This is a genomic window from Natronosalvus halobius, from assembly GCF_024138145.1.
In the GTDB taxonomy this organism is placed as follows: Archaea; Halobacteriota; Halobacteria; order Halobacteriales; family Natrialbaceae; genus Natronosalvus; species Natronosalvus halobius.
On sequence record NZ_CP099997.1, the window covers coordinates 102,501 to 129,208 of the forward strand.

At 64.8% G+C, this 26,708-nt stretch carries 27 protein-coding genes and 1 tRNA gene; 9 read left to right on the top strand and 19 right to left on the bottom strand.

The annotated features are described in order from the left end of the window. Positions 1-85 precede the first annotated feature (85 nt). Together NGM15_RS00515 and NGM15_RS00520 are read left to right on the top strand one after the other, a co-directional pair. Entirely contained in the window at positions 86-481 is a 396-nt protein-coding gene (locus tag NGM15_RS00515) for an OsmC family protein (protein ID WP_253433863.1), read from the top strand. Between the two features lie 194 nt (positions 482-675). Continuing rightward, complete coding sequence (locus tag NGM15_RS00520) at positions 676-1,743, top strand: mRNA surveillance protein pelota (RefSeq protein WP_253433866.1); 1,068 nt, start codon at positions 676-678, stop codon at positions 1,741-1,743. Between the two features lie 17 nt (positions 1,744-1,760). Here NGM15_RS00520 and NGM15_RS00525 read toward each other — a convergent pair whose 3' ends face one another. Further along, positions 1,761-1,919 (bottom strand): hypothetical protein, encoded by a 159-nt coding sequence (locus NGM15_RS00525; protein WP_253433868.1) that lies wholly within the window; start codon positions 1,917-1,919, stop codon positions 1,761-1,763. 26 nt (positions 1,920-1,945) lie between these two features. Here NGM15_RS00525 and NGM15_RS00530 point away from each other — a divergent pair, with 26 nt between their 5' ends. Continuing rightward, a complete protein-coding gene (locus NGM15_RS00530) occupies positions 1,946-2,719 on the top strand; it encodes a glycosyltransferase family 2 protein (protein ID WP_253433871.1) in 774 nt (257 codons plus the stop codon). Further along, positions 2,719-3,825 (top strand): hypothetical protein, encoded by a 1,107-nt coding sequence (locus tag NGM15_RS00535; RefSeq protein WP_253433874.1) that lies wholly within the window; start codon positions 2,719-2,721, stop codon positions 3,823-3,825. The genes NGM15_RS00530 and NGM15_RS00535 overlap by 1 nt, the downstream gene beginning before the upstream one ends. On the opposite strand, the gene NGM15_RS00540 is transcribed toward NGM15_RS00535, so the two are convergent. From NGM15_RS00540 to NGM15_RS00560, 5 genes are all read right to left on the bottom strand, one after another. Beyond that, positions 3,826-4,665: a protein phosphatase 2C domain-containing protein gene (locus NGM15_RS00540; protein WP_253433876.1), complete on the bottom strand. Its 840-nt coding sequence runs from the start codon at positions 4,663-4,665 to the stop codon at positions 3,826-3,828. A gap of 124 nt (positions 4,666-4,789) precedes the next feature. Beyond that, entirely contained in the window at positions 4,790-5,554 is a 765-nt protein-coding gene (locus NGM15_RS00545) for a TrmB family transcriptional regulator (RefSeq protein ID WP_253433879.1), read from the bottom strand. Next, a complete protein-coding gene (locus NGM15_RS00550) occupies positions 5,551-8,676 on the bottom strand; it encodes an MMPL family transporter (RefSeq protein WP_253433882.1) in 3,126 nt (1,041 codons plus the stop codon). The genes NGM15_RS00545 and NGM15_RS00550 overlap by 4 nt, the downstream gene beginning before the upstream one ends. Before the next feature lie 157 nt (positions 8,677-8,833). Continuing rightward, complete coding sequence (locus NGM15_RS00555; protein ID WP_253433884.1) at positions 8,834-11,941, bottom strand: MMPL family transporter; 3,108 nt, start codon at positions 11,939-11,941, stop codon at positions 8,834-8,836. 123 nt (positions 11,942-12,064) lie between these two features. Then, positions 12,065-12,799 (bottom strand): MBL fold metallo-hydrolase, encoded by a 735-nt coding sequence (locus NGM15_RS00560; protein WP_253433886.1) that lies wholly within the window; start codon positions 12,797-12,799, stop codon positions 12,065-12,067. Between the two features lie 168 nt (positions 12,800-12,967). Here NGM15_RS00560 and NGM15_RS00565 point away from each other — a divergent pair, with 168 nt between their 5' ends. Next, a complete protein-coding gene (locus NGM15_RS00565; RefSeq protein ID WP_253433888.1) occupies positions 12,968-13,624 on the top strand; it encodes a DUF7344 domain-containing protein in 657 nt (218 codons plus the stop codon). A gap of 241 nt (positions 13,625-13,865) precedes the next feature. Here the strand turns inward: NGM15_RS00565 and NGM15_RS00570 are convergent, their stop codons facing one another. Together NGM15_RS00570 and NGM15_RS00575 are read right to left on the bottom strand one after the other, a co-directional pair. After that, on the bottom strand, positions 13,866-14,675 hold the full coding sequence (locus NGM15_RS00570) for a class I SAM-dependent methyltransferase (protein WP_253433889.1): 810 nt from the start codon (positions 14,673-14,675) through the stop codon (positions 13,866-13,868). Positions 14,676-14,988: 313 nt separating this feature from the next. Next, the gene (locus tag NGM15_RS00575) at positions 14,989-15,357 is read right to left on the bottom strand and encodes a DoxX family protein (protein ID WP_253433891.1); all 369 of its coding nucleotides are present in this window, start codon (positions 15,355-15,357) and stop codon (positions 14,989-14,991) included. Between the two features lie 176 nt (positions 15,358-15,533). Between NGM15_RS00575 and NGM15_RS00580 the strand changes: the two genes are divergently transcribed. Further along, entirely contained in the window at positions 15,534-16,160 is a 627-nt protein-coding gene (locus tag NGM15_RS00580) for a helix-turn-helix domain-containing protein (RefSeq protein ID WP_253433893.1), read from the top strand. A gap of 171 nt (positions 16,161-16,331) precedes the next feature. Here NGM15_RS00580 and phoU read toward each other — a convergent pair whose 3' ends face one another. Further along, complete coding sequence (gene phoU / locus NGM15_RS00585; RefSeq protein ID WP_253433895.1) at positions 16,332-17,003, bottom strand: phosphate signaling complex protein PhoU; 672 nt, start codon at positions 17,001-17,003, stop codon at positions 16,332-16,334. Positions 17,004-17,314: 311 nt separating this feature from the next. Here phoU and NGM15_RS00590 point away from each other — a divergent pair, with 311 nt between their 5' ends. Next, positions 17,315-17,581 carry a MarR family transcriptional regulator gene (locus tag NGM15_RS00590; RefSeq protein ID WP_253433897.1) on the top strand — a complete coding sequence of 89 codons (267 nt, stop codon included), beginning with the start codon at positions 17,315-17,317 and terminating at the stop codon, positions 17,579-17,581. Positions 17,582-17,729: 148 nt separating this feature from the next. Here NGM15_RS00590 and NGM15_RS00595 read toward each other — a convergent pair whose 3' ends face one another. Both NGM15_RS00595 and NGM15_RS00600 read right to left on the bottom strand, forming a co-directional pair. Further along, a complete protein-coding gene (locus NGM15_RS00595; RefSeq protein ID WP_253433900.1) occupies positions 17,730-18,746 on the bottom strand; it encodes a lipid II:glycine glycyltransferase FemX in 1,017 nt (338 codons plus the stop codon). 2 nt (positions 18,747-18,748) lie between these two features. Beyond that, positions 18,749-20,362, bottom strand: coding sequence for an alkaline phosphatase family protein (locus tag NGM15_RS00600; protein WP_253433903.1), 1,614 nt, complete (start codon positions 20,360-20,362; stop codon positions 18,749-18,751). Positions 20,363-20,618: 256 nt separating this feature from the next. Here NGM15_RS00600 and NGM15_RS00605 point away from each other — a divergent pair, with 256 nt between their 5' ends. Further along, positions 20,619-21,926 (top strand): DegT/DnrJ/EryC1/StrS family aminotransferase, encoded by a 1,308-nt coding sequence (locus NGM15_RS00605; RefSeq protein ID WP_253433905.1) that lies wholly within the window; start codon positions 20,619-20,621, stop codon positions 21,924-21,926. A 153-nt stretch (positions 21,927-22,079) separates the two neighbouring features. Next, positions 22,080-22,691 (top strand): trimeric intracellular cation channel family protein, encoded by a 612-nt coding sequence (locus NGM15_RS00610; protein ID WP_253438193.1) that lies wholly within the window; start codon positions 22,080-22,082, stop codon positions 22,689-22,691. 134 nt (positions 22,692-22,825) lie between these two features. Here the strand turns inward: NGM15_RS00610 and rpsB are convergent, their stop codons facing one another. The 8 genes from rpsB to NGM15_RS00650 form a co-directional block, all read right to left on the bottom strand. Then, entirely contained in the window at positions 22,826-23,629 is an 804-nt protein-coding gene (rpsB, locus tag NGM15_RS00615; protein WP_253433908.1) for a 30S ribosomal protein S2, read from the bottom strand. Next, on the bottom strand, positions 23,626-24,831 hold the full coding sequence (eno, locus tag NGM15_RS00620; protein WP_253433910.1) for a phosphopyruvate hydratase: 1,206 nt from the start codon (positions 24,829-24,831) through the stop codon (positions 23,626-23,628). The genes rpsB and eno overlap by 4 nt, the downstream gene beginning before the upstream one ends. Next, entirely contained in the window at positions 24,828-25,007 is a 180-nt protein-coding gene (locus tag NGM15_RS00625; protein WP_253433913.1) for a DNA-directed RNA polymerase subunit K, read from the bottom strand. The genes eno and NGM15_RS00625 overlap by 4 nt, the downstream gene beginning before the upstream one ends. Then, complete coding sequence (locus NGM15_RS00630; protein ID WP_253433916.1) at positions 25,004-25,198, bottom strand: DNA-directed RNA polymerase subunit N; 195 nt, start codon at positions 25,196-25,198, stop codon at positions 25,004-25,006. Before NGM15_RS00630 ends, NGM15_RS00625 begins: the two co-directional genes overlap by 4 nt. 12 nt (positions 25,199-25,210) lie before the next feature. Then, positions 25,211-25,609 carry a 30S ribosomal protein S9 gene (locus NGM15_RS00635; protein ID WP_253433919.1) on the bottom strand — a complete coding sequence of 133 codons (399 nt, stop codon included), beginning with the start codon at positions 25,607-25,609 and terminating at the stop codon, positions 25,211-25,213. Next, positions 25,603-26,052, bottom strand: a complete 450-nt coding sequence (locus NGM15_RS00640) for a 50S ribosomal protein L13 (protein WP_253433922.1) — start codon at positions 26,050-26,052, stop codon at positions 25,603-25,605. Before NGM15_RS00640 ends, NGM15_RS00635 begins: the two co-directional genes overlap by 7 nt. Further along, positions 26,052-26,405: a 50S ribosomal protein L18e gene (locus tag NGM15_RS00645; RefSeq protein WP_253433925.1), complete on the bottom strand. Its 354-nt coding sequence runs from the start codon at positions 26,403-26,405 to the stop codon at positions 26,052-26,054. Before NGM15_RS00645 ends, NGM15_RS00640 begins: the two co-directional genes overlap by 1 nt. A gap of 162 nt (positions 26,406-26,567) precedes the next feature. Further along, positions 26,568-26,652 (bottom strand) — tRNA-Leu (locus tag NGM15_RS00650). Positions 26,653-26,708: the final 56 nt, after the last annotated feature.

Genomic DNA, 26,708 nt, shown 5'->3' on the forward strand with positions numbered 1-26,708 from the left:
CCGACCGATCGTACCTCGAAGCGGACTCCGACCCTCGATCGAGAAAACAACGTTTACCCCGGGCGAGCACGTTCGTCGATGTGCAATGACGAAAGAAGTCACCACCATCTCCGAGGAGGGATTCGCCGCGACGAACGAGGTCCGCGACTTCAGCGTCGACATCGACGCTACCGGCGAGGGGGCCCCAGACACGCTCGAGAGCCTGCTCGCGGCCTACGGCTCCTGTTACGTCCCCGCCCTGCGCGTCGGCGGTCAGCAGCGCGGCGTCGAGGAACTGGGGAAAATCGAGATCGACGTCTCCGGTGACCTGAACGACGACGACAAACTCGAGTCGACGGCCTTCGACATCCGCGTCGAGGCGGACGTCGACGACGAGACGGGCCAGAAGATTCTCGACCGCGCGTTCGAACTCTGCAAGGTTCACGACGCGCTGAAGGACAGTCTCCACGCCGACGCATCGTTCGAGGGCGACGCGTTCTAATCGCGACGACTACTGTTCGTCGGTTTCGCGGCCCACCGACGCTGTTTTTCACCGTCCAGGAACGGATCGTCGTCCTACCCTCGATAGTCAGTTGACAGCTATCGAGAACGCGTACTCGAACCGCTCGGAACAGCGTCGACACCGGACCGCGGCCGACCGCAGGTCACTTACCCCATCGGCGTTCATCACGGAGTATGCAGATCAAGAGTCGCGAGCCCCTCGAGGGCGGGCGCGAGCGGGTGACGGTCGTCCCCGAGAGCGTCGACGACCTCTGGCACCTCCAGTACGTCCTCGAGCCGGGCGACCGCGTCGCCGGCGACACCACCCGGCGCATCCAGCGGGACGACGAGCAGATGCGCGATACGGGTGGCGAGCGCGAACACATGTGGGTCGCCATCGCCATCGACGACGTCGAGTTCCACAAGTTCGCCAACCGCCTCCGGGTCGGCGGCGAGATCGTCGCCTGCTCCCGGGAGGACCAGCTGGGCTTTCACCACACGCTGAACGTCGAGGCCCGCGACGAACTCTCGATCGACAAGCGGTTCAAGCCCGACCAGAACGAGCGACTCGAGGAGGCCGCCGAGGCCACGGAGAACCCCGACGTCGCCATCGCGACCGTCGAGGAGGGCGAGGCCCACGTCCACACAGTCGCCCAGTACGGGACCGAGGAACGGGCGTCGATCACCGGTCCGACCGGGAAGGGCGAGTACGCCCGCGACCGCTCGGAACTGTTCGCCGAACTCGGGACCATCCTCTCACGGCTCGAGGTCGACGCGATCATCCTCGCGGGGCCCGGCTTCACGAAACAGGACGCGCTGAAGCACCTCGAGCGCAATCACCCCGAGGTTGCCGAACAAATAACGATGGTCGACACTGCGGGCGTCGGCGACCGCGGCGTCCACGAGGTGCTCAAACGCGGCGCCGTGGCGGACGTCCAGGAGGAGACCCGGATCGAGTCGGAGGCGGCCTACATCGACGAACTCACGAAGCGAATTGCCGAGGGAGCGAAAGCAGCCTACGGTCCCGAGGCGGTCGCCCAGGCCGCCGAGTACGGCGCCATCGAGCGACTGCTCGTCCTGGACGAGAAGCTCCGCAAGGAACGTGGTCCTGAGGGCGACTGGTCGGTAAACGTCGACGACGTCGTCCGGACGGCCGAGCAGAAAGGCGGCGACGTGACGGTCTTCTCGAGCGAGTTCCCGCCGGGCGAACAGCTCTCGAACCTCGGTGGCATCGCGGCGTTGTTGCGGTATCGCCTCGAATGAGTGGCCTGCGGTACCCATCAATCGGATGAGGAAGGATGTGGATGAGGAAGGATGTGGATGTGGATGTGGATGTGGAGGAGGGGGAGGGTATCCATGACGTCGCTCGAGTACGCCTGACGAGCTAGCTCGAGGCGGTTGACAGCACGGACGGCGGCATCCAGGGCCAGAACGTTCATGACCTCGAGTGCGCCTGTCTCACAGTATGACTGACGAACGCGTCGTCGCGGCGATGGCCTACGAGCGCCCGAACGAGGCCTGGGCGAAACGAGTTGGAGACGTGCTCGACGCACGGTTCGTGCTCGTTCTCGACGCGCCCGAGGATCCGACCGCCCCCGAGTACGCTGATTCGACGCTCGTCTCTCGCTCACGACTCGGTTTCGGGCGTGCCCGCCGGACGTCGATGCGACTCGCAGCGGAGCTTGGCGACCCCTGTCTCGTCACTGACGGTGACGGGCAGTATCCGCCGTCGGCGCTCGCTCGCATCTTCGATCGCCTCGAGGAGACGGGTGCTGACGTGGTGATCCCCCAGCGACGTGCACGGTCGGTTTGGATGGAGGTGAACGGAGACCGGGTCGACAGGCTGCCGTTCGAACGCCTGGAGACGCTCTGTGCGTTCGAAGCGGCCGGCCCCGATGCGACGGCCGACCTCGATCCGACCTTCGACTGTCAGCCCGGGGCCTTTGGCTTCAGGGCGGAGGCCGTTCCGGACGCGTTGCCGACCGACAGCGGGTGGCTGGCCGACTGGGAGATCACCGTCCGGGCGCTCGAATCGGCGCGGTACGCGACGGTCGATGTCTCGACGACCGCGGGCCCACAGGAGGAGACGGTCTTCGAGTGGGACGATCAGTGTGCGAAGTTCGAGCGCATCGACGACTTCCTCGATCGAGGGGTTCGAGCCGTGTACGAAGACCATCGCGGTCGGTTCGACGAATCCCAGCGAGACGACCTCGAACGCGCCATCGCGGAGGCCGTGTAATGCTCAGAGCGCCCGACGAGCGAGCGTTGCGCCGCGAACTGGCCGACGTTTTCGAGGGGGTGTTACCCGCGCTCGAGACGAACGTCCTGACATGGATAGTTCTCGAGTATCCCGGGACCCGGCCGACGCTCCTGCCGGAGACACTTCGAAACGACCTGGCCGCGGACGCCTCGGAAATCGAGACGGCGATTCACTCCCTCGTCGAGCGCGGGCTTTTCGCGGACGTCGATCCGGAGGACGAAACCGACGGCCCGTTCCTCGAACCCATCGCGGACGGCGAGTTCGTCGATCGGTTGATCGAGTGGATCCGCGAGAACGGGACCGAAGCGCGCGCGATGGCGCTCGAGGCCATCGCCGACGACCTCGAGCATCGCCTCGCCGACGAGCGCGTCGAGCGACGGGCGGACGTCATCTCGCAGGCGTCGTCGCGGCGGGGAACCGAGACGTTCAAGCGGGATCTGGACTGGGAAGCGTACACCGGCGTTACCGAACTGTGTCTCGCCGCGTTCTCCCTCGAGACGATTCCGGGTTTTCTCGAAGAATCGCTGAGCGAGGCCCTCGAGAACGGCGTCGACGTACGAATCACCCTGTTGCATCCCGATCTCGGTGTAGAACTCGAGAGACCTCGGGTCGGCGAGGAGATCGAAGCCGGCATTCGATCGATCGAACGGCTGGAGCGCGAACACGCCGAGTCCGCGGGAACGCTCACCTATCGGTTGATACGCGAACGCGAGGACGCCCACTTCTTCGGGTTGCTCGTCCACTCGCGAAACGATCAGGAGTGCACATATCGCGTGTTCGTCCGCGAACTCGGGCGAGAACGCGGCGTTTCCTCGATTCTGCTCCGGGGACGCGACCAGACGACGGTCTACCGGTTGCTGTCGCGATACTTCGATCGAGCCTGGGAGAACGCCCACCGTCCCGGACTGGCCGGCCTAATCGGCCGAAACTGGATCTACGGACTCGCCGTCGTTCCCCTCCTCGGACTGTACCTCTGGGCTACCGGCACGATCGACGACCTCTCGTTCGCGCTCGTTCAGGCAGTGGCGATACCGATCGCCGCCGAGTTGATCAAAGACGTCGTGCTCGCGGCCGGGGACCACTAATCAGAACGAGAGTGCGACGACGCCTACGTCGTCCGAGGGTTTGAGCCGAGGAAACGCCTCACAGCCCGGATCGGCGTTCTCGAACGCTCGGAGGAGCCGAATCGCCCTCTCGAGTCCGTTGTCGTCGACGTATCGGAGCACCTGTTTCCAGCCCTCGAAGGCGTCGTACAGTTCACAGAGCGGTTCGAAGCCGTCGGTGAACAGGAGGGCGTCGCGGAGCGTCGCCAGGTCGTACGTTCCCGATCGACCCCGCGACGTAGCAGCGGGGTCAAGCCCGAACGTCCAGTAGCCGTCGGGTTCATTCTGTCGCGCCCGGTGCTCGACGAGCATGGGCCGAACGCGCTCGAGGAGCGCGTCGTGCGGGATCGAACCGGCCTCGTTACGGATGTCGACCATCGTGTCGATGACGCGTCGATCGAGTTCGCGAGGCCCTTCTCCGCGGATGACGTCTACGCCGTCTTCACTCCGGACGATGAGCGTACAGTCGCCGAGAACGAAGTACTCGAGTTTATCTTCGGTCCACCGACAGCAGACACCGGCCGCTGAGGGGCGCTCGTGTTGCGCGACGGTCTCGGCTCTGCGCAGTTTCTCGAAGTCGTCCGAAACGGACGCCACCGCCTCGGCGGCGACCGTCTCGAGGTCCCGATCCCGTTCGAATTGACTCGACAACTCCTCGGCGAGGCGCTCGACGTACCACCGACCATCCGACTCCCGGTCGGTGACCGATTGGTTACCCAGCCCGGTCGCCCCGTCGAGGATTGCGACCGTGTTCTCCCCGTGCCAGGCGAGGTCCTCGTTCGGCTTCGAACCGGCGTCGACCCGCGCTTCGATGCTGACCATTCGATCACAGGCTCGATTCGAATAGTAAAACGGATTGTGTTTCGGACTGTCGTTTCGGGAAGCGAGTGACCTGATCGAGGTCAATCGACTGATCGGGACTGGGCGACCGATCGCGATCGATCGTCTACTCCGCCCGTCCGCGCGCTTCGCTGTTGGCCTCGATCAACTGGATCAACACCGAGGCGAACAGCGAGTCGGCACTCCAGATGGCGGTTTCGCCCCCGTCGTCATCGACGACGCTGAGTAGAATCGTCTGGTCGTCGACGATCAGGATCCGTCCCGACCGATCGTCGGCCTGGCGATGTTCCGGGGACTCGAACACCGAGATGCCCTCGAGTCGTTCGAACCGCGACCGGACTTCGGGTGCGGCGCTCACGGCCGTCACTTCGAGCCCGTCGGCAGCACCGTTCTCGAGCAGTTGCTCGATCTCGTCGGTGACGAGGGGTGGGAGTCGAGCACCGAAGATGATGCGCGCTTCGGCGCGTGAGCAGAGGTCGACCACGCGGTCGTCGATGCGCGCTCGGCCGCGAACCGTCCAGATGTCCTCTTGTTCTTCCCCGCCCCCGGGTTCCTCCTGGACACGCTCGACGTAGTCGAAGGCCCGTTCCTGTTCTGACTCGAAGCGCGAGCGAAGGATCGAGCGTGCCTCCTCGAGGTTCACCGGTCGGTACCGGATGGGACTGGATTGTTGCATCTCGAGGAGACCTCGGTCCGCGAGGCTCTCGGCCACGCTGTAGACCTGCGATCGAGGGACGTCGGCGACGCTCGCGACGTCTCGAGCGGTACCCGAGCCGAGTTGCTGGAGCGCGATGAACACCCGGGCTTCGTAGCTCGTCAGTCCGAGTCGTTCGAAGGACTCGATGGCGTCGTTCTCGGTCGGCGCGCTCATTCGTCGTCACCTCCGGCGGTCGCGTCGCTGGCCTCGTGGCCGCCGTCGCTGGCCTCGTGGCCCCCATCGCTGGCCGGCGTCGGCCGATCGGTCGACCAGTCGGCGCTCGACAGGTCGGGACCGAGGTAGCGCGTCCAGAGCACCAGGAGCGTCGGGAGGACGATGACGCTCGCGAGGAACGCGTAGATGATCGTCAGCCCAGTGATGATCCCGAACTGGCGCAGGACCGGCAGGATGGCGAACGCGAGGACGCCGAAGCCGCCGACGGTCGTCGCGGCGCTGCCCAGCAGGGCGCCGCCGGTGCCAGTGACGGTGGTTTCCATGGCCGTCCAGACGTTCCCGTGGCGCTCGAGTTCGAGCATGTACCGGGAGCTGACGTGGATGCTGTAGGCGATGCCCAACCCGATCGTGAGGCTGGTGATCATCCCCGTGAGGACGTTGAACGACATTCCCAGCAGGTACATCGAGCCGAGGATCCAGCTGACCGCGAGCGCGACCGGCAGCAGCGTCACGACGCCCAGCGTCGCACCCTTCCCCGTCAGCCAGTACGCGACCGAGAGGAAGACGACGACCGCGACGAGCGTGATCAGCAGGCTCTCCAGGACGGTCTGCATCAGGTCGTTCTCGACGACGTAGTTGACGATCGGGTCGCCGGTGGCAGTCGCCGTCCAGCGAGAGTCGGTGCCGCCGTCGTCGATGTCGTTGGCGATGGCGCGCATTTCCGCGGTGACGTCCGCGAGGTCGGCGTTCCCCCGGACTGCGATAGACAACTGGACTGCCTCGTACTCGCCACCGTCGGTCCGGTAGACGTACTGGGCGGCCGACGGTTCGACCTCGAGCAGGTGGTCGTAGACGCCTTCGAGGTTCTCGGTCGGCACCGAGTCGGGCCCCCCGCCGGCGGCGGTAAACGTCTCGTTGAACGACTCGTTCTCGGCGGCCACCTTGCGCATGGTCGACAGCGGACCGGAGACGTCGGCCTCGTCGTTTGGCAGGACGTAGACGACGTCCTCGTTCGCGGCGGCAGCGGATTCGGCCGCGTCCAGGCGCTCGAGCGTCTCCGGGTCGGTCACGTCGCCCTCGACGAGAACCTGGGCGCGGACGTCCTGGCGCTGGAAGTGGTCGTTAACGTAATCCAGGTTGGACTTGGCGGTGTACTCGCCGGGACTCAACGGCCCCAGGTTCTCGGTCCAGGCGGGCGGACTCTCCGCGAGGAAGTCCTCCTCGCTGAAGGAGGTGTCGACCTGGCTCGCGCCGTATACCCCACCTGCGGTCAACAGGAGCGCTACGACGAGGATCACGAGCGGTGCCTTGCGTGCGGCCGTGGCGCCGAAGGTGAGCGCCTCGCTGGACCAACCGCTCCCCGTTCCGAACGCCCGTTTCCGCCGGTCGAATCCGCGGGATTCGAGCAGAGCGTCGAGTTCGACCTTCGCGGCGGGGACGAGCACGCCGAAGATGGCCAGCGCCGCGACGATGCCGAACGAACTGACGATGCCGAACTCGCGGATGGGCGCGATGGGACTGATGAGGTTCGAGAGGAACCCGATGACCGTCGTCGCGGTTACCCAGACGAGGGCGACGCCGACGCCGGCGAGCGCGATGTGCATCGACCCGCGGACGTCGTCGGTCGTTCCCGCTTCTTCGCGTTGCTCGCGGTGGCGCATGAAGACGTGGATGGCGTAGTCGATCGAGAGCCCGATCAGCAACACGGGCACGGCGACGAACATCTGGTTGAACGCGATATCGGCCCAGCCCATGAAGCCGAACGTCCAGACCAGTACCAGCAGTATGCCGAGGACGCCCAGCGCGATGTCGATCAGGTCGCGATAGGCGATAGCCAGCGCCGCGACGACGAACAGCAGCGCCAGCGGCCCGACGATAGCCAGGCTGTCGCCCATCGATCGATCGATCTCGTCCGTGATGACGCCCGCACCGAAGATGAGGTACTCCTCTCCCCCGTCGTGCTCGCTCGCGAGCGTCTGCATGTCGAGCTGGGCGTCGAGCGCGGGTCCGCCGCCACCGCCCATCTCGGCCATGCCGCCACCCTCGGACTTCTGGGTGACGAATAGCATTCGCGCCTCGGCGAACGTGTCGCCCGGTTCGTACTCCGCGGGCATGAACGCGAGCGCGGTGGTGTCCTCGCCGTCGTCGGACAGGACGTCCGCGATCAACTCCTCGTACTCGTCGTCGTCGAGTCCCTCGAGGGCCTCGATCTGTTCTTCGAGCGATGGCTGGTCGGCGGTCTGGAGGGCCTCCTGGTCCGCCTGGAGCGCCTCGCTATCCTCCTCGAGTTGCGCCCACTCGTCGGCGAGCACGCCGGCAGTGCCCTGCTCGAACAGTCCCTCGCGTTGCTCGGCGAGTTCGGCGGACTGGGTCTCGTAGGCTTCGTCGCCCATCTCGTCAGCCTCGTACTGGCGTTCGAGCTGGGCCTCCTGGTTGACGACAGCACGGAGGTCCTTGACCGTTGCCTCGAAGGTCGCTGCCTGCTCGGACTCGAGGTCCGCAGTCGCTTCGTCGGTGGTTTCCTCGAGTTGGGTTTCGATTGCGGCCGATTCCTCCTCGTACGTTCCCTCGTCGATCTCGCCGTTTTCGTAGGAGGCGTTGAGGGCGGCGTACTCGCGCTCGAGGCCAACGACGGTCACCAGCGACTCGTTGAGACGTTCGGTCGTCTCGTTGAGCTGCTGGCTTCGATTCTCGAGTTCGGCGCCGCGTTCGGCGAGTTCGGCGGCCTCCTGGCTTCGAATGTGAGTGATCGCAGCGATGTTCTCGACGCCGGTGATGGCGTTTTCGTCGGCAAGAGTCGCGTTGATCGACTCGTTCTCGCGAAGCGCCTGCTGGAAGCGAAGCGAGTCGATCAGCGACTCCCGGGAGAGGACGTTCTCGCCGTTGCCACGCACGATCACCTGGACAGTCGTCGTGTTCTCGGCGCCTTCGACAGTGAAGTTCTCGGCGATGTACTCCGACGCCGCGACTTCCGGCGACTCGCTCTCGAACTGCCCGAGCGAGGAGTCGTCGTCGACCATCGGTGCGCCGGCACCCACCACGAGCGTGAGCACGAGCATGACCACGAGCACCGCCTTGCTGTGGCTCGTAATCGTTCCGGCGATGCGATCGGCGAGACTCATCTCGGGCCTCCACTTTCGTCTCGAACTGCTGGGGGTACCATTCTGTTGTTACGATCCTACTAAATCAGTGCATAAATACTCGTTGTTATGATTATACTAACAGAACCAGTGGCTGACAGGCCACTGGTAAACGGCTAACTCACACGGCGATCGCGGGTCACTCCTGATCATCGTCTCGAGTCGGGCGCGACCACAGCGACCCCCTCGAGGGGGCGACCGCGAGCGACGGAACGCGATAGGGTTCCGGGGCCAGATATCGCGTCCAGGACGCGAGTAGCGTCGGCAGGACGAGGATGCTCGCGAGGAAGGCGTACCCGATCGTCAGCGCCGTCACCAGGCCGAACTGCCGGAGCAACGGGACGAGGGCGACGACGAGGACGCCGAAGGCACAGCCGGTCGTCACGACGCTCCCTGCCAGCGCGCCACCGGTCGTCGACAGCGTCCGCTCGAGGGCATCCCACGCGGTTTCGCCGGCCTCGAGCGCCCCGAGTTCGCGCGTGTACCGGGTCGTGACGTGGACGCTGTAGTCGATGCCGAGGCCGATCGTCAGGCTCGCCACCATCCCGGTCAGGACGTTGAACGGGAGGTCGAGGAGGGCCATCGTCCCCAGCGTGGCGCCGAGCGCGACGAGAACGGGAATCGCGGCCACGAGTCCCAGCGTCGCCCCGCGGCCCGTGACTCGGTAGCCGACGGCGAGCAGCGTGACGATTGCCCCGAGCGCGACCGCGAGTGCGCCGACGACGCTCTCGAAGAGGGTTCGCTCGAGCGCGTAGGTGGTGAGCGGGCCGCCGGTCGCGATGGCGTCGCCGGCGTCGCCGTCGCCCTCGAGCGCTGCGGCGACCGCCCGCATCTCTGCGGCCGTCTCGTCGTTCTCGGCGCTGGTCTGCACCCCGACGAGCAGCCGGATCGCCTCGTACTCGCCGGACTCGCTGCGGTAGACGACGTCGCTCGCCGAGTCGGGGTTGTACTCGAAGAGGCCGTCGTAGAGTCCCAGGTGGTTCTGGTCGGGCACGCCGTTTTCGGTTCGGTCGGCCAGCGAGAACGTCGCGTCGAAGGACTCGCTTTCGTCGGCCGTCGCCCGCATCGCCGACAGCGGCGACCGGACGTCGGGTTCGCCGTGCGGGAGCACGTAGACGTCGTCGCTCGCCGCCGCGCGCGCCGTCGCGTCCTGGACCCGCTGGAGGGTGCCGCCCGCCGTGACGTCCCCACGCAACAGGATCTGCACCTGTCCGCCCTCGCGCTGGTAGCGCTCCTCGAGCACGTCGAGCGTCGACTGCATCCGGTACTCGCCGGGGGCGAGCGGGCCGAGGTGTGCCGTCCACGATGGGGGGTCACCCGCCAGGAACGAGGTTTCGTCGAACGTGGTGTCGACGTGAGTCGCCCCGTAGACGCCGCCGGCGGTCACCAGCAGGGCACAGACGAGGACCACGAGTGGCGCTCTCCGGGCGGCGACCGCACCGACGGCGAGCGTACGGGCGACGTGGACGCTCCCGCCGATCGCTCGCCGACGACGGTCGAAGCCTCGCGCCTCGAGGACGGCGTCGAACTCGACCTTCGCGGCCGGGACCGCGGCCCCGAAGACGACGAGCGCGGAGACGATGCCGAAAGCGCTCACGACCCCGAACTCCCTGATGGGAGCGATCGGACTGACGACGTTGGCGAGGAAGCCGATGGCCGTCGTCGCGGTGACCAGTACGAACGCCGTTGCGAGCCCCGCGAGCGCGCTGGCCATCGACGTACGAACGTCGTCGGTCGTTCGGACGTCCTCGTCCTCGTCCTCGCTCTCGCCCTCGTCCTCGCGTTCCTCGCGGTGGCGCATCACCACGTGGATTGCGTAGTCGATCGAGAGCCCAATCAGCAGGACGGGCACGGCCACGAACACCTGTGTGAACGCGACGCCCGTCCACCCGGCCATCCCGAGCGTCCAGACGAGCACCGTCACTGTGCCCGCGACGCCCAGGGCGATGTCGAGAACGTCGCGGTAGGCGATTGCGAGCGATACGATTACGAAGAGCAGCGCGAGCGGGCCGACGATCACCAGACTGTCGGCCACCGCGCGGTCTACCTCGTCGGCCACCAGACCCATCCCGAAGACCAGATTCTCCTCGTCGCGCTCGAGGACGCGCTCCTCGAGGGCGAGCTGGCTCTCGACGACGTCGGGACCGATTTCTCCGGGCGGTCCTGCCCCGCGGTCGAGCGACTGGGTCACGAGCAGCAGTCGCTCGTCAGATTCCAGCGCCCCCGGTTCGTACGACGACGGGAGGAGACGAAGCGCTGCCGCACTTCCCGGACCGTCCTCGGCCAGCACCAGGGTGAACGCCCGGTCGAACCGGTCGCCGTCGGCGCGCTCGAGGGCCGAAATCTGCTCCTGAAGCGGCGGTCGGTCGAGACGTTCGATCGCGTCGCGCTCGGCCTCGAGTTCCCTCGCTTCTCGCTGGAGGGACTGGAGTTCGTCGCCGAACAGCCAGCGCGAGCCGTCGACGATAGTCTGTTCACGGTCGTCCTCGAGGGTCTCCATTCGAGCCTCGTACTCCCGGTCCGTGACGGAACCCGCGGCTCGCCGGCGTTCGAGGTCGGCCATCTCGCTCTCGATCGCGCGAACGGTCGCGGCCGCCCGTTCGAACTGCGTGACTCGCTCTCGTTCGAGGTCGGCCGTCGCGTTCGAAACGGTGGCGTCCAGGTCGGCCTCGATGGCGGCCGCCCGCCGGTCGTACTCCTCGTCGCTCACCTCCCCGGCCGCGTAGGAGTCGTTCAGGGCCTCGTAGTCGGCCTGGAGCGAGCCGACCGTCTCGAGGGCGGCTTCGAGGTCGTCGATTCGGTCCCCGAGGTCGCTCGCTCGTGTCTCGAGTTCGTCCACGCGATCCTCGAGTTCGTCCGCCTGTTCCAGTCGGATGATCGCCGTAGCGACGACGTTCTCGACGCCGATCGTCGAGTCGTTCTCGACCAGCGTCGGTCCGATCACCTCGTCCTGGCGGAGCGACTGCTGGAACCGGAGGCCTTCGAGCAGTGACTCGCGCTCGAGGGCGTTCTCGTCGGTGACGACGACGTGAGCGGTCGTCGTGTTCTCGCCTCGTTCCTCGAAGTGGCGATCGGCGTACGCGAGCGCCTCGCTCTCGGGGGTGTCGGTCCGGAACTGTTCGAGGGTAGTGTCCGTCTCCAGGGCGGGAATCCCCGCGCCGAAGAGCAGCGTCGCGAGGAGACAGCCGACCAGCACGAGACGCGCGTGGGTCGTGATCGCCTCGACCAGTCGGGAGCGTCGCCTCACGCGACCACCTGCCGATCGTGCGACCCGTCTCCCTGCATTCGATGAGTCGTTGACAGGCCGCGAGTATATAGCTTGATGACGGCGCGTCTCGAGCCGATGCCGGTTCGACCGGGCGTAGGTCGGCTATTCGATCGAAATCGTCTGGAGGTCCTCGGCGAATCGCACATCTCCGTCGTAGTGGCGAGCGATCGATTCTCGCATCTCCGTGTGGCGGCCGTCCGTGTGGGGGTAGAGGTGACTCAGATAGACGCGACCGATCTCGTGCCCCTCGAGGACCTGCCCCAGTTCGCTTGGCGTGGGGTGGTTCGACACATCGACGTCGTCGGGGAACGAACAGTCGTGAATTAGAATCGCCGAGCTGTCGGCGAAGTTCGCCAATCCCGCGAACGCCTCCGTGTCGCCGCTGAAGGTGACGTAATCGCCGAAGCGGTAGGCCAGACACGGCAGCGAGTGACGCGTCTCGTAGGCCTCGACGTCGAAGTCCGCCACCGTGAACGAGCCCGGAACGACCTCCCTGACCCGCAACTCGAGTCTGTCCTGCATGTACTCGTGCACCTCGAGCAACCCATCGACGAGCGCTTTCGTCCCCTGCGGGCCGACGACCTCGAGGTGCTCCTCGCCGGCGAGCCACCGCGCTTTCATCAGTGGAAGCAGGTCGGAGACGTGATCCAGATGGTGATGGGTCAGGAGGACGCTCGAGACCGCCTCGAAGCCGACGCCCGACTGCTGAAGACGCTGGAGGACGCCGGCGCCACAGTCGACGAGGACGGTTCGTTCTGCGTCCTGGACGAGCAACCCGGTCTGGAAGCGTTCACCGGTCGGGATGGCGCTGCCGGTGCCGAGAAACGTGACGCGCATACTCGTTGATGTGGCCGGATCACGGATATATGTTCGTGGCTGACGGCTCGGGGGCGAGCAGTCGTTCGGTTGGCCGGTTCGAACCGATGTGCGCTGACCATCCTATCAAAAGTGATATGTGAAACCATCAATTTATATAATGCGGTTTACGTATCGGGTAACGTATAAATGAGTCCCGGGCAGTCTGCCCCGTCGAATCCGGCGGTAGCGGTCGGGGAGGTGTCAGCGACCGACGGGCGTCGTTCGGGTGACTCCCCGCCGTCGCTTCCTCCCGACGACCGGTATCACATCTTACAGACGCGGCGTCGTCGCGATACGCTCCGGTACCTCCGCCGGTGCGACGGGCCCGTCGACGCACGGGAACTCGCCGAGTGGGTCGCCGCGCGCGAACAGGAGACGACGCCAGAGATGCTGACCTCCCGCCAGCGCCAGCGCGTCTACATCTCGCTCTACCAGACGCATCTGCCCAAACTCGACGAGTACGGAATCGTTCGTTATCACAAGGACCGCGGGGCCGTCACCCCGCTGGCGCTCGTCGAACACTTCGATGAGTACCTCGCCCCATCCGAACTCGAATCCGAACCCGGGGACGAGGACGAGGACGAGGACACTCGAGCGTGGTGGCGACCGTACCTCGCCCTGTCCAGCCTCGGCGTCGCGCTGATCGGGCTGTCGGCAGGCGGCGTTCTCCCGCTCCCCGCACTCGCCATCACGGGTCTCGTCGTCTCTTCGTTCGCGACCCTATCGGTTTTCCACGCGCTGGTGGCAACGGGGTGGACGGAAGGACTCGACCTCGCGGCGGTAACAACCAGGATCGGTCGGTGACGGCGGTAGTATGATCGGTCGCCGACCCTAGTCGCGCTGCAACGTGGGCGACTCAGCTTCGTTGAACCCCTCGAGCGGTGATAGGTTTCAACGACTGTGCTGAATACAAAGCGCGAATGTTCCACGAACCAGCGGCCACTCAACGCAGAATGCTGATTGCTTAATACAGAGGATGCATTGATCAAAATTCAAATCGTGATTGAGGGTTGGGGTGTGGGATACCCTGTTCACCTGGGGCTAGTTACTCGTTGGTTGCAATGGTTTGGCAGTACTGGTTCTCCACGATGGCGGTTCCATCCGTGGCGCGATTGTAGCGTCTGAATATCTCCCCAAGGTCGTCCCGAAGCCGTTCTTGTGCGTCCGGATCAAGCATCTCAAGAGCCCGGATCGTCGGGCCGAAGTAAGAACTGAACACGTCCACCGCATGGTCGATCGTCCGATAATACTGGAGTGCAGTTCGCCGTTCACTTTCGATCGAACGCGTGCCCGCACCGAGTAACTCGTCGAGCCCCTCGTCTGTGCCCCACAGAAGAGGCGAGGGGACGTCCGGTGGTGGGGGGACGTATTCGGCGTGAGTAGCAAACCAATCGCCACTCCACCCCTCGGAGATCGGACCTGCCAGACTGATTTTGCCCCCCGGCTTACACACTCGCAGTAACTCGCTTGCCGCCTGCTTCTGGTCGGGTGCGAACTGCACCCCGTACACCGAGAGTACTACATCGAAGCTGTTGTCGGGGAATGGCAGGTCCTGTGCATCGCCAACGCGAAAGTCGATGGACTGCCCGTTAGCCTCTGCCCGGGTTCTCGCACGTTCGATCAATTCGGGGACGTAATCGAGGCCGGTGACCTCACAGTACCGTCGCTCTGCGACCAGTGCCGCTGTCCCACTCCCACAGGCCACGTCCAGCACACGCTGGCGGGGGTGGGGATCAACCGCCTTGCAGAGTGCTTCTGCCATGACCACGTTTTGGCGGGCAATCTCGTTGAAATCGCCAGTTGCCCACGTCTCCTTTTGATTCTTCGTAATGCCCGTATAGTCTGTGTCGCTCATGTTCTCTTCCCTCCGTCCACGAAAGGCGTCGATCGCCGGTCGTGGCACATCCCTCTCGTCTCAGTGATTCGTCGATGTGAATTTGAGTCGAATGAGGAAGCGTTCTATGTGGTACGTTAACTAACAACATAACGATGCCGGAAGGGTGCTCTGGCCACCTCCTCATCTGGTATAGCTGTCTCATCCGAAGCATAACGAACCCACCTAGATCTACACCCGCGTAGTTATCGAGGGCGACCATCCGCTCGAATCGCGCCTACGAGTCCCGTCCTTATCGCAACTGGGGCAAGTACTGCTGCTCGTACTTCGACGGCTAGAACGACAGCAGGTGAAATCTCGTCACGAGGAGTCCGACGGTGAGATAGGTCGCTGGCCCAACAAATCTCCAGAGCGGATCGTCAACCCGAAAGAGATGTGTCAGGATGGCTCCGGCCATCGTGGCGACGATTAACAGTCCGCCGAGAACAGCGAGAATCGGCGCGAACACGAGGCCGACGAGCAAGCCGAGACCCCCAAACGTCTCGATGCCGCCAGTAACGAATCGGAACCACTCTGGATAGCGGTATCGGTCGAAATCCTCTACCACGAGGTCAATGCCGATTAGCTTCGCGACGCCCGCAGCCAGCATGATGAGTCCGAGCAACCCTTGCACGAGGGTGATGGCCGTTTCAATTGTACTCATAGTCTACTATTCTCACGCGATTCGGACGGGGTTTCTTCATAACGTTCTGCCCTCGTCTCTGACGGAAGGCACGGGTCTGCTACGCGTGTTGAGACGACGGAGTTTCCCGTGAATATATTCACCTTTTTAAGTCACTAGGAAGTTTGTTAAGCCACTCGCCAGCCAACTCTAGTGATATGGTTCGTGTACGCCTGAAAGTCGAGATCGGGGTAGACGACGACAACTGGCTGGCTGGTGTCTCGACCGACTTCTCGGATTCCGAGTTTAAAATCCTGACGAGCCAGCCCGTAGACGATGGCGTGCTCGAACTGATCGAAGTAACGACATCGGATGGGGACGCCATCGTTCACCGGTTTGACGACGCACCGGAGGTGCGCTCGTACGAAGTGCTCCATTCCGACGACAGAATGGTACTGATCCAGTTGGTGTTTCCAATGCCGTCAACGTACGAGGTGAGGCGTTCGATGGGGATCCTCCCGCGATTTCCTCTCATCATCCGAGACGGATGGGCATTCGGTGAACAAACTACCTCACACGAGCAGTTGTCGGCGTTAACTACCGAGCTAGCGGCGGCTCACATTCCGTACGAGATACTGTCGTTGACCCAATCATACGACTCGAACGGACTTCTGACCGAGCGTCAGCGAGAGGTCATCACTGAAGCGGTTGAACGGGGGTATTACGACAGTCCTCGCGGCTGTTCGCTCGTCGAACTTGCAGACACATTGGGGGTTAATCAATCGGCGGCCAGTGGTGTCCTCCATCGAGCCGAAGGCCGGATTATCAAGGAATTCCTCTCATAGGCGGCGATAAAGGTAGACGAGTCGCTCTTGTCTCACCTGATTATCGGTGGACACCTGATGACGAATTTACCGAGAGCTACACTACTTGCAATACCACATTGCTGCATACATCCCTCTGAATTCAGCACGTGATTCCTATCAACTGCGAATGAAACCAACAGAGCCGGCGACTCAGTAGATGAGTTCGTCGTCGTTCTCGACCATGTACAGCGTCCGGGCGGCGATGTTGACCGCGTGGTCACCTACCCGTTCCAGGTCTCGAATCGTCAACAGGAGACGAGAGACGTCCTGGAGGAGGGTCTCGACCTCTTCGGGCGCGTCGAGTTCCCGCTCGATGAGATCACGGACGACGATCTCGCTCGCCCGTTCGGCGAAGTGGTCGAGATCGTCGTCTCGCACCGCGAGTTCCCGACAGGCGCCGACGTCCTCCTCGTCGTAGGCCTGCATCGCGTCGTCGATCATCTCGAGGGTAAGATCGCCCATCGCCTGTACGTCGACGTCGGGAAAGAGGTCCTGTTCCGCGTCGATAGTATACTCCCCGAGGTTGACTGCCAGGTCGCCGATCCGTTCCAGGTCGGTGATGACCTTGAACGACGAGGCGATAAACCGCAGGTCGCTGGCGACCGGCTGCTGGAGCGCCAGGAGGTCGATACACTGTTGCTCGAGGTCGAGGTACATCCGGTTGATCTCGCCGTCGCCCGTGATGACCTCGTTGGCGAGGTCCTCGTCTTTCTGCTCGAGTGCGTCGAGGCCCATCCGGAGGCGTTCCATGACGACCTCGCCCATGTAACAGATGTCCGATCGAAGTTCCAGAAGCTGTTCCTGATAGGAGGTTCTGGCCATGCACGAATCACCGCGGCCGGCGTCCAAATACCTTACGTACGGGTGCATCATCTCCGCGTCGGCGTTCTGGACTCGAGTCCGTCGGTCACGCCCGACCGACCCCTCGTTTGCTACGGCAGAAACGATTATACACCCTATATGAGATCGTTGTACTGACGGAAAATCGCCGCTACGACCCGTTTTATCGGTTTCAGGTTCGAAGCGTGTCAATCACAGTGTATCGACGTATAGTGACCCCATAGTTCCGTGAACGATGGGGGCCGTTGATAGTGGGATCCGTGGTCGGTCGACGTACCGACCCGCCTCGACCAATGAGCGTCACAGATACCGAACAGACTAGCGACGAATCGACGCAGAGTACACTGGTCAGCGACCTTCCGCCGAGTGCCAAACTGGTTTACAAGGTACTCGAGTACGAGGGCGCGATGACCCAGGAAGAGATTGCGACGGAGTCTCGGCTGTGCGCGCGGACCGTCCGCTACGCGCTCACGAAACTCGAGAACGTCGACTGTATCGACAGCCGCCCGTCGCTTCGCGACGCGCGCCGGTCGATCTACACGGTCGACGGCGAGTTGTAACGGCCGATTCGGTCGTTCGCTCCGGTTCGGGGGTGGCCCGCCCCGTAACCCTGTCACACCATCGCACCACCACAATCGGGCCACCCATTCTTCGATCGCTTGCCTGGCGAGCCGTCGATACGTGACTCGCACGCCGACCGCTCCCGTCTCACTTTCGCTTCCGATACCTGTTGATCAGCACATCGAGTCCGAACGCCCCAGACGTGACCGTATAGTAGGTCTCGAGACGGGGATTGAACTTCGCCTTGTAGCGGTTGATGCTCGGCACGCCTGCCCCGACCAAGTCGTAGCGCTCGAGGCCGGCCTCGAGGCCGTCGCGCATGACGTGCCAGTCGAGTAGATCGTTGATCGGCAAGTCGACGTCCGCATCCGGCTTCACGCCACCCTGCCAGCGATACCGCGTCGACTCTGACTCGAGCACCAGGATGCCGCCCTGGAAGTCACCGTTCACGCGACAGACGTAGGGCCGGACCGATCCCTGGGGGAGTTCCTCGTAGAGCGACCGGACGAACGCCGCGGAGAGGTGAAACGACTGCCCCTGGCTCGCGTAGCGCGACCGGACCTGCTCGACGATCCGGTCGATGTCGTCGATCGAACCTTCCTCGATCACGTACACGCCCTCGAAGTCGTCGGCGCTTCGCACGTTGGATCTGGCGTCGCTGCTGAAGGTGTCGAGCAATTGGTCGAGATTGTCCCCGAGGTCGACGACGTAGGTGTACTGCGGCTCGACCTCATAGCCGCTCCAGACGAAGGGGCGGACGTCGCCGACGCGAACCGACTCGAACTTGGCGTACATCGGCGAGAGGGTCGCCTCGATCCACGCGAGGCTCTCCTCCAGGAACGTCTTCGTCCGCCGGTCTACCTTGCGCCGTTTCAGCTTCTCGAGGTTGCACATGACCGGCCCGAGGTAGCACGCCCAGGAGTACGGCGCCGGCGAGAACGCGCCCGTGACCGGCCCCTTCCTGAACTCGAACACGGGAAAGAGGCCGACGACCTCCTGTCCCTTGAACCCGACCAGCGGGTGGACCGTCGTGTTCGTGTCCTCCGCCTGCAGCGCGAGCGATTCGGCCCGGAAGAACGGGTGCGTCCGGTCCGCACGCTCGACGTGCCGGTTCCACTCGTCGGCGTCCTCGCGGATGTCCAGTCGATCGATTTCGACGCTCATGGTCAGAGGTACCCCAGGTCCGTCAGTCGGTCCTCGACGGCCGCGTCGTCGGTGGCCGTAATCACGTCGGGTTCGTAGCTCGGGTACTCGGCGCGCTCACTCGCCTCGACCACCGAAAGAGCCTCGCCGTCCATCGCCGCGTCGATGTCCACGTCGAAGAACGAGCATATCGTCGGTGCGACGTCGAAGATCGTCGCACCCGACAGGGTCACCCCCTCATCGAAGCCCGTTCCGGCCGCAGCGATCACGCCCGTTCGCTTGTGGTTCCACGACTCCCAGGGCTCGGCGAAGTGTTCACCCTCGAGCCCTTCGACGACCGCGTTGTCGAAGCCCGCCGGGACCGTCACGATGTCGGGCGCTCGCTCGAGTTCGGGACCGTCGAAAACCGCCTCTCGCGGCTCGACGGCCTCGAACATCGGCTCGCCGTTGGGCGTCTCGACGGCGCGGAGGTCCTCGATAAGGGCCTGCCGGTAGACGTCGTACTCCTCGGGCGACACCTGGCCGTTGGGCTCTCGTCCCTCGAGGTTGATCCTGACGCCGAGTTCGCTCTTCGAGCGGAGGTACGCCCGCGAGTTCGGGAAGTCGACCTGCTCGCTCGCCGACCGAATCACGTCGTTCGGAATCCGCTTTCCCACGGTCTCCTTCAGCCCGACGCGGTCGAGCGCGGTGGCGACGCGCTGGGTGGTGATTCCGGCCCGGGCTGCCAGGTTCGTCGCTCGCTCGAACGCGCTCCGGTCGTGGTCGCCCGCCGACTCGCCCTCGAGCAGGTCGTTCTGCCAGGCCCGCGTCCAGGTGGGCATCCCCTCGCCGCCGCTCCTGGCGACCACGTCTCCCCGATCGCGGAGGTACTCGTTGATGCGGAACTCCCAGCCCTCGACGCGCCCCATGCCGTGGTCGCTGACGACGAGGACGTTGTCCGGTTCGAACTCGAGGATGATTCGGGCGAGCTGGTCGTCGACGGCCCGGTAGACCGCCTCGACGGCTCGCTTCTCGCCCGGGCGCTCGTGAAACACGGAGTCCGTCTGCTGAAACTGGAGGAAGGCGAACGCGGGTTCGAATCGCTCGAGGAGGTACCGGAAAGCCCGCCCGCGCCCTTCGATGGTTCGCTCGTAACCTTGGATCGACGTCTCGGGTTCGGGGCCGCTCTGAGGGTAAACCCGGTACTCACCGCACTCGGCTTCGATTTCCGCGAGGATCCCCTTCGGGTGACACGGCGGGTCCTCGGGTGCGGTCATTCCCGGAATCAGCGCGCCGTCGAACTCCCGCGTCGGGTGGGTCACGGGAACGTTGACGACGACGCTCGAGAGGCCGTGGTCGCTCAGCAGCTCCCAGACTGGCCGGGCGCGGACGTGCGAGGCGTTGACGACGTCCCAGTCGTAGCCGTCGAACCGGAGGAAGTCGTAGACGCCGTGCTTCCCGGGGTTCTGTCCCGTGTAGAGGCTGGGCCAGGCGCTCGCTGTCCACGGCGGTAGCTGTGACTCGAGCGGGCCGCAGGCACCGATTTCGAACAGGCGACGAAGCGTCGGCGTCGTTCCCGCCTCGAACAGCGGATCGAGCACCGGAAAACAGGCGGCGTCGAGCCCTACGACGAGCAGTTGTGGTCCGTCGTCATCCATACTCGAGTGTTGGCTGTCGACGCCATTGTTATGCGATTATATTGACCATGTACGTCGAGATTTCTCCCAGTCGGCGGACGATACAGCGGGGTTCCGTGCAGCCGTAAGCCGACGTTGAACGACCGAACCGATTCGTATCGTCCGCATCACTAAGCCGCTGGCCGTCCGTGGTTTCACCGATGATGGCAGGGCGGGTGGCTTCGCCGATGGTGGCAGGACGGAAATCGACCGACTGCAGACGGACGTGGGCGAAGCGATGATCGGGGGAAAGCCGTCAGTGCTCGCGTCGATACGCAACGGTGGACGCCCTCTTCTCGAGCAGGCGTTCGTGGCGTCGACTCGATTCCGAGCCCCGGATACGCTCGCGGACGACACCCCTCCGGCGTCTCGCACGAACCGCCCGACCGTCGCCTCCTACCTCGAGGGACGTGCCGACGAAATGGCATACTACGGCTCGAGCAAGGCGGCGCTCCGCGACGGCCTCGCGACGCTCCTGGCGATGGACGAGGGCGGGGCCACGAACGTCCTCCTCCCCGCGTACCTCCCCGACGCCGTCGTCGAGCCGATTCGTGAACTCGACATCGAGCCCCGTCGCTACGCAATCACCGAGTCGCTCGCGCCAAACCGGGGAGACCTCGAGTCCCGCATCGTCGACCGGACGCTCGCCGTCATCTCCGTGAACTACTTCGGGTTCCCCCAACCCGGGTTCGACGTGATCGAAGCGCTGGTCGACGAGTACGACTGCTACCACGTCGAGGACAACGCACACGGCCCCCTCACCCTCGAACGTGGCCGATTGCTCGGAACGCGAGGCGACGTCGGCGTGACCAGCCTGTGGAAACTGCTGGCGATCCCGAACGGAGCGGTGCTCTACCTCTCGAACCCGGACGTTTCGGCGCAGTTCGAACCGTCCACTCTCGCCGGTGTCAACAGTCGCGTTCGCCGGTCGGACCTCGCGTTCGTCTGCAAATCGCTCGCGACCGGCGCCTTCGCTCGACGTTCGTCGCTCGAGGACGCCGCCACCAGATTCCTGGCGACCAATCGCGGCGCCGAGGGGATTCCCGATCCAAATCGACGGTACGAGGCGTCGAAGACGCGCCTGTCGCGGCTATCAGCTGCAGTAATCGCGGGATCGGACCCCGACGAAATTCGTTCGCGCCGACGGGAGAACTACCGCGCCTGGACCGCGTTGTTCGCGAACCGTCCCGACGTCGATCCCCTCTTCGAGACGCTCCCGCCGGGGGTCTGCCCCCAGGTCTTTCCGGTCCAAACCGATCGACCCGAACGGCTCCGTCGCCTGCTCGAGTCTCACGGCGTCGGCGGCGTACACACCTGGCCGCGGCTCTCGCGGTCGGTTCTCGAGAATCCTGCCTTCGAAACCGCCCGTCACCTCTCCGAGACGGTCGTCCTCCTGCCGGTCCACCAGCACGTCGACCCGGACGCCATCCGTGCGGTCGAACGGGCTATCGACCGCCGCCTCGAACCACGTGACGAAAGTTCGATTCTTGCCTCACGACGCGCTACGACGGAGGTCCTGGCGACCCGGCTACGCCGGTTACTATAAAATTTGTAGTATGGGCTTCGGGCTCGAGGTGCGACGTCGTCCTGGAGACCACTTCGAGGCGCAAACGATCGTCCGACACAGTCAATACCGTCTCGCCCGTGGCCACTCGTAGTGAGTCGATTCCAGACGCTCGTCGTGGACCCCTTCCTCGTGATGAACGCGATCGGACTGGTCGCGTTCGCCCTGGTCGGATCCGCCAAGGCGATTCGTGCGGAGTTCGACCTGTTCGGCGTCACCGTCGTCGGTCTCGTGACGGCGTTCGCCGGTGGCGCGACGCGCGACGTACTCGTTGGCCGCGTCCCGCTCGCACTACAGACCGTGGAGGAGATCGCCCTCGGGCTCTTCGGCGTCTGTCTGGCGGTCGTCCTCTACGCGTGGCTCGAGGCGCCCGACGATCGACCGATCACGCTGTACGCTGACGCGGTCGGCCTCGCGGCGTTCGCCACGGCGGGAGCAATCGTCGCCACCGAAATCGGCTTGCCGGCGTTTGGCGTCGTTGCCATCGCCACGATCAACGCCGTGGGCGGCGGCGCGTTCGCCGATCTCCTCCTGGATCGCTCGCCGTTCATCCTCTTCGAGGACTTCTACGCCAGTTGCGCCGTCCTCGGCGGGAGCGCCTACTGGCTCTTCACGGCGCTCGCCGCCGACGCGACTCTCGCAGCCGCGGCCTGTGCGTCCGTCACCGTCGGGACCCGGGTACTCGCTCTCTCGCGGGGCTGGACCGTGCCGACGGCGCAGCGACTCGAGACCGTCGCCGGTGAATAGGGGTCCCGCTCACCGAGGACCTCGGCGCGCACCTCGGGTCCCAGTACGCCCTCGCTAGCCACTCTAACACGACACCGATAGCGCTGACGCTCACCGGCTCGAACATTCGCGAAAAACACGAGCGAAACGCGACCTTACACCAGGCTCTCGAAGTCCTCGAGCGCGTAGCTGGGCTCTGCGCCGCGGCGGTCGAGGGTCTCGTTGGCCAGCAGCCAGTACACAACCGACAGCGCCTTGCGCCCCTTGTTGTTCGTCGGGACGACGAGGTCGACGTTGCTCGTCTGGTTGTTCGAGTCACACATCGCGATGACCGGAATGCCCACCGTGATGGCCTCCTTGACGGCCTGGGCGTCGCCGATAGGGTCGGTGACGACCACGACGTCCGGCTCGATGTAGCCGTCGTACTTGGGGTTGGTCAGCGTCCCTGGGATGAACCGCCCGGTGCGGGCGCGCGCACCCACGGCCTCGGCGAACTTCTCGGCGGGGAAGCGACCGTACTGGCGACTCGAGGTCACCAGAATCTGTTCGGGCGCGTAGTTCGCGAGGAAGTCCGCGGCCGTGCGGATGCGGCCGTCGGTCTTCGAGACGTCCAGCACGTAGAGCCCGTCGGTCCGGACACGGTGGATGAACCGCTCCATGTCCTGGGTCTTTTGCTGGGTCCCGATGTGGACCCCGGCGCCGAGGTAATCCTCGACGGGGATGAGGAGGTCGGCCTCCTCGTCGCTCATGACGTCGTCGTCGAGCGTGGGTCCAGCTGATTCCTCTTCTTCCTGTTCGTCCGCGGCCGCCGCATCGCCGGCCTCGGCGTCCTGTTCGTCTACTGGCTCGACGTCCTCGTCGGCGGATTCGGCGGCGGGGCCGGCCCCTTCGGCTGGCTCCTCGTCGATCTCCGCCTCGGCGGCGTCGAGTCCGTCCTGTTGTGCGTTGTCCTCAGTCATGTCGCATCGTCTGCAATTCGGATGAGTTCGTTGAGTTTGGCGGTTCGCTCGCCGCCGACGGCGCCCGTCTTGATGAACGGGACGTCCGTCGCCACGGCGAGGTGTGCGATGGTCGTATCCTCGGTCTCGCCCGACCGGTGGGAGACGATCGACTCGTAGCCGTTCGCGCGGGCGAGTTCGATCGCATCGAAGGCGTCGGTGAGCGTCCCGATCTGGTTAGGCTTGATCAGGATGCTGTTTGCCGCACCCTGTTCGATCCCCTCGGCCAGTCGCTCGGTGTTGGTGACGAACAGGTCGTCGCCACAGACGAGCGTCCGGTCACCCACCTCCTCGGTGAGTTTCGCGAAGCCCTCGTAGTCGTTCTCGTCGAGCGGGTCCTCGACGTAGACCAGATCGTGCTCATCGACCAGGTCGGCGACGTAGGCGATCTGTTCGTCGGTGTCTCGAGTCGTGTCACTGTACTCGTAGACGCCGGCGTCGGCGTCGTACAGTTCGGCAGCGGCCACGTCCAGGCCGAACCGGATCTCGAAGCCGACCTCGTCCTGGATGGTCGAGACCGCCTCGTCGACGATGTCGAAGGCCTCGGCGTCGTCGATCGACGGGGCCCACGCGCCCTCGTCGCCCTTGCCGGCGGGGGCGTCGCGCTCGTGGAGCAGTTCCGAGACTTCGGCGTGGACCGCCGCGTTCGCGAAGACGGCCTCGGCGACGCTCGGGGCGCCGACCGGTGCCGAGAGGAACTCCTGGATGTCGGTCGCGTCGGCGGCGTGTTCGCCACCGCCGACGACGTTCCCGAGCGGTACCGGGAAGTTGTCGCCGCGGAAGGTACCGCCCAGATGCTGAAACAGCGGCGCACCGAGTACGTCGGCGCCCGCTTTGGCGGCGGCCATCGAGATGGCGACCGCGCTGTTGGCGCCGATTTCCGAGAAGTCGTCGGTGCCGTCGGCCGCCCGAAGGATGCCGTCGACCTCGCGCTGATTGCCGGCGAAGGCTTCACCGACGAGGCGCGGGACGGCGGTTTCGCGGGCGGCGGCGATGGCCTCGCCGGCCGGCCGCTCGATCGCTTCGTACTCGCCCGTGCTGGCTCCCGAAGGGGCCGCGGCCCGGCCGAATCCGCCACTCTCGGTGAGGACGTCGGCCTCGACAGTCGGGTTCCCCCGCGAGTCAAGCACTTCCCGGAGCCGAACGTCGGTGATGCGCGTCATTTTCCTCCTCGATGGACGGTGAACGGCAGGACGCCGGCGTCATACTCCTCGGCCGCGATCAGGATCGGTTCGGACTGATCGGTGTCGATGAGCACCGGCGCCCCGTAGGACACCTGCAGCGCTCGAGCGCCTAGGATGCGTGCTTTCTCGTATCGGTTGTGGCGTTGTTGCATCATTGGTAGGGTGAGACGACGTCGACGAGGTCGGTGTGACTGACGAGCATGCGTCGGCAACAGAAGCGATCGACGCCAAGGTCGTCGAGGACCTCCTGTGGGTCCTCATCGCCCTCGTTTGCCCGCTCGTCGAACGCTTCCCAGTGTTCGCCGACGACGTTACCGCACGTGAAACACCGGACCGGTACCATCATATCTTGATCACCTTAGCGGTAGGACTTCTGGTAGCGAGCCCGTGCGCCGGGGCCGCCCCACTTCTTGGGTTCGGACTGTCGAACGTCGTTAACCAGCAGCGAGCGGTCGAACTCCATGTACGCGTCGCGGAGTTCGGCGTCGTTGGTGTGCTGGACGATGCCGCGAGCGATGGCGGTACGGACGGCGTTGGCCTGTCCGCTGACGCCGCCACCCTCGACGTGAACCTCGACGTCGATGCCGTCGCGGAGGTCGTCGCCCGCGATGCGGAACGGCTCGAGCATCTTCAGTCGAGACATCTCGGGTTCGACCAGTTCGACCGGCTGGGAGTTGATTCGGACGCGACCCTCGCCCTCGCGCACCGTGGCGCGGGCGACGGCCGTCTTCTTCTTTCCACTCGTGTTCGTTACCATGTGACGTTAGCACCTAACTGTTCGGAGACTTCGTGCAGGTGGACGAAGCGGATGTTCGAGAGTCGGTCCAGCGACGTGCCCTCCAGGACCTCGGCCTCGTAGTCGTCGTCGCCCTCGTAGGGGTTGCCGACGTAGACGCGGACGTTCGAGAGCGCCTCGCGACCGCGAGTCTTCTTCGCGGGAAGCATGCCGCGAACGGCGCGCTTCAGAATGGCGTCCGGACGGCGTGGGTAGTACGGCCCGTTGTCGGAGCCGACCTCCCGGCGCGTCCGATAGGTTTCGAAGACGTCGTTCTTGCCGCCGGTGATCACGGTGTCTTCGGCGTTGACGATGGCGACGCGTTCGCCGTCCAGGGCGCGCTGGGCGACTTCGCTGGCCACGCGGCCGAGGATGCAGTCGCGGGCGTCGACGACGACGTCAGCGTCGTATTCGGCGACGCTCATCAGGCGATCACCCGGACGTTCGACCCGTCGGGGTTCTCCTCGAGCAACTGCTCGAGCGAGACCGACTGGCCGACCTGTTCGATCTTCGTCTCGGCCGACGACGAGAAGTCGACGGCGGCGACGGTGACGTTCTTTTGTAGTGCGCCGGACCCCAGCACTTTGCCGGGGACGACGACGGTCTCTTCCTCGCGTGCGTACCGCTCGATCCGCCCCAGGTTGACTTCCGCGTGGTTGCGGCGGGGCTTCTCGAGACGGTCCGCGATGTCTCGCCAGACGGCCGCGTCCCGCTGTCGGGACGTCGACTTCAACTCGGCGATGAGATCGGTGAGTCGCGGATTGGTCTTTGTACTCATTGATTTCCTCCAGATTCAGTTTGCGTCGCGGTTGCAGTTGCAGTTGCAGCCGCAATCGTGGTCGCAGTCGCAGTCGCAATCGTAGTCGGCGAGACGCCGACGAACGCTCGAAGCCTGGCCGAAGCCATCCCTCGAGCAGTCGACGTCCGATCGGAGAAGTGATGCAGGGAGCAGGATTTGAACCTGCGGACTCCTACGAGACAGCGCCCTGAACGCTGCGCCGTTGGCCTGACTTGGCTATCCCTGCTCGCACTCCTCCGTACCCGTCGCCCCGTAAAACCCCTTTCGATTTGAGAACCCGAA

Excerpts from the sequence above, each read along its gene's own strand:
- eno (WP_253433910.1), bottom strand. The coding sequence starts at position 24,831 with ATGACGCGCATCACCGACGTTCGGCTCCGGGAAGTGCTTGACTCGCGG.
- NGM15_RS00600 (WP_253433903.1), bottom strand. The coding sequence starts at position 20,362 with ATGGATGACGACGGACCACAACTGCTCGTCGTAGGGCTCGACGCCGCC.
- NGM15_RS00625 (WP_253433913.1), bottom strand. The coding sequence starts at position 25,007 with ATGATGCAACAACGCCACAACCGATACGAGAAAGCACGCATCCTAGGC.
- NGM15_RS00525 (WP_253433868.1), bottom strand. The coding sequence starts at position 1,919 with ATGAACGTTCTGGCCCTGGATGCCGCCGTCCGTGCTGTCAACCGCCTC.
- NGM15_RS00645 (WP_253433925.1), bottom strand. The coding sequence starts at position 26,405 with ATGAGTACAAAGACCAATCCGCGACTCACCGATCTCATCGCCGAGTTG.
- NGM15_RS00535 (WP_253433874.1), top strand. The coding sequence starts at position 2,719 with ATGCTCAGAGCGCCCGACGAGCGAGCGTTGCGCCGCGAACTGGCCGAC.
- NGM15_RS00590 (WP_253433897.1), top strand. The coding sequence starts at position 17,315 with ATGAGCGTCACAGATACCGAACAGACTAGCGACGAATCGACGCAGAGT.
- NGM15_RS00605 (WP_253433905.1), top strand. The coding sequence starts at position 20,619 with ATGATCGGGGGAAAGCCGTCAGTGCTCGCGTCGATACGCAACGGTGGA.
- NGM15_RS00640 (WP_253433922.1), bottom strand. The coding sequence starts at position 26,052 with ATGAGCGTCGCCGAATACGACGCTGACGTCGTCGTCGACGCCCGCGAC.
- NGM15_RS00570 (WP_253433889.1), bottom strand. The coding sequence starts at position 14,675 with ATGAGCGACACAGACTATACGGGCATTACGAAGAATCAAAAGGAGACG.
- NGM15_RS00545 (WP_253433879.1), bottom strand. The coding sequence starts at position 5,554 with ATGAGCGCGCCGACCGAGAACGACGCCATCGAGTCCTTCGAACGACTC.
- rpsB (WP_253433908.1), bottom strand. The coding sequence starts at position 23,629 with ATGACTGAGGACAACGCACAACAGGACGGACTCGACGCCGCCGAGGCG.
- NGM15_RS00520 (WP_253433866.1), top strand. The coding sequence starts at position 676 with ATGCAGATCAAGAGTCGCGAGCCCCTCGAGGGCGGGCGCGAGCGGGTG.
- NGM15_RS00635 (WP_253433919.1), bottom strand. The coding sequence starts at position 25,609 with ATGGTAACGAACACGAGTGGAAAGAAGAAGACGGCCGTCGCCCGCGCC.
- NGM15_RS00550 (WP_253433882.1), bottom strand. The coding sequence starts at position 8,676 with ATGAGTCTCGCCGATCGCATCGCCGGAACGATTACGAGCCACAGCAAG.
- phoU (WP_253433895.1), bottom strand. The coding sequence starts at position 17,003 with ATGGCCAGAACCTCCTATCAGGAACAGCTTCTGGAACTTCGATCGGAC.
- NGM15_RS00530 (WP_253433871.1), top strand. The coding sequence starts at position 1,946 with ATGACTGACGAACGCGTCGTCGCGGCGATGGCCTACGAGCGCCCGAAC.
- NGM15_RS00540 (WP_253433876.1), bottom strand. The coding sequence starts at position 4,665 with ATGGTCAGCATCGAAGCGCGGGTCGACGCCGGTTCGAAGCCGAACGAG.
- NGM15_RS00610 (WP_253438193.1), top strand. The coding sequence starts at position 22,080 with ATGAACGCGATCGGACTGGTCGCGTTCGCCCTGGTCGGATCCGCCAAG.
- NGM15_RS00580 (WP_253433893.1), top strand. The coding sequence starts at position 15,534 with ATGGTTCGTGTACGCCTGAAAGTCGAGATCGGGGTAGACGACGACAAC.
- NGM15_RS00515 (WP_253433863.1), top strand. The coding sequence starts at position 86 with ATGACGAAAGAAGTCACCACCATCTCCGAGGAGGGATTCGCCGCGACG.
- NGM15_RS00560 (WP_253433886.1), bottom strand. The coding sequence starts at position 12,799 with ATGCGCGTCACGTTTCTCGGCACCGGCAGCGCCATCCCGACCGGTGAA.
- NGM15_RS00575 (WP_253433891.1), bottom strand. The coding sequence starts at position 15,357 with ATGAGTACAATTGAAACGGCCATCACCCTCGTGCAAGGGTTGCTCGGA.
- NGM15_RS00630 (WP_253433916.1), bottom strand. The coding sequence starts at position 25,198 with ATGATGGTACCGGTCCGGTGTTTCACGTGCGGTAACGTCGTCGGCGAA.
- NGM15_RS00565 (WP_253433888.1), top strand. The coding sequence starts at position 12,968 with ATGAGTCCCGGGCAGTCTGCCCCGTCGAATCCGGCGGTAGCGGTCGGG.
- NGM15_RS00595 (WP_253433900.1), bottom strand. The coding sequence starts at position 18,746 with ATGAGCGTCGAAATCGATCGACTGGACATCCGCGAGGACGCCGACGAG.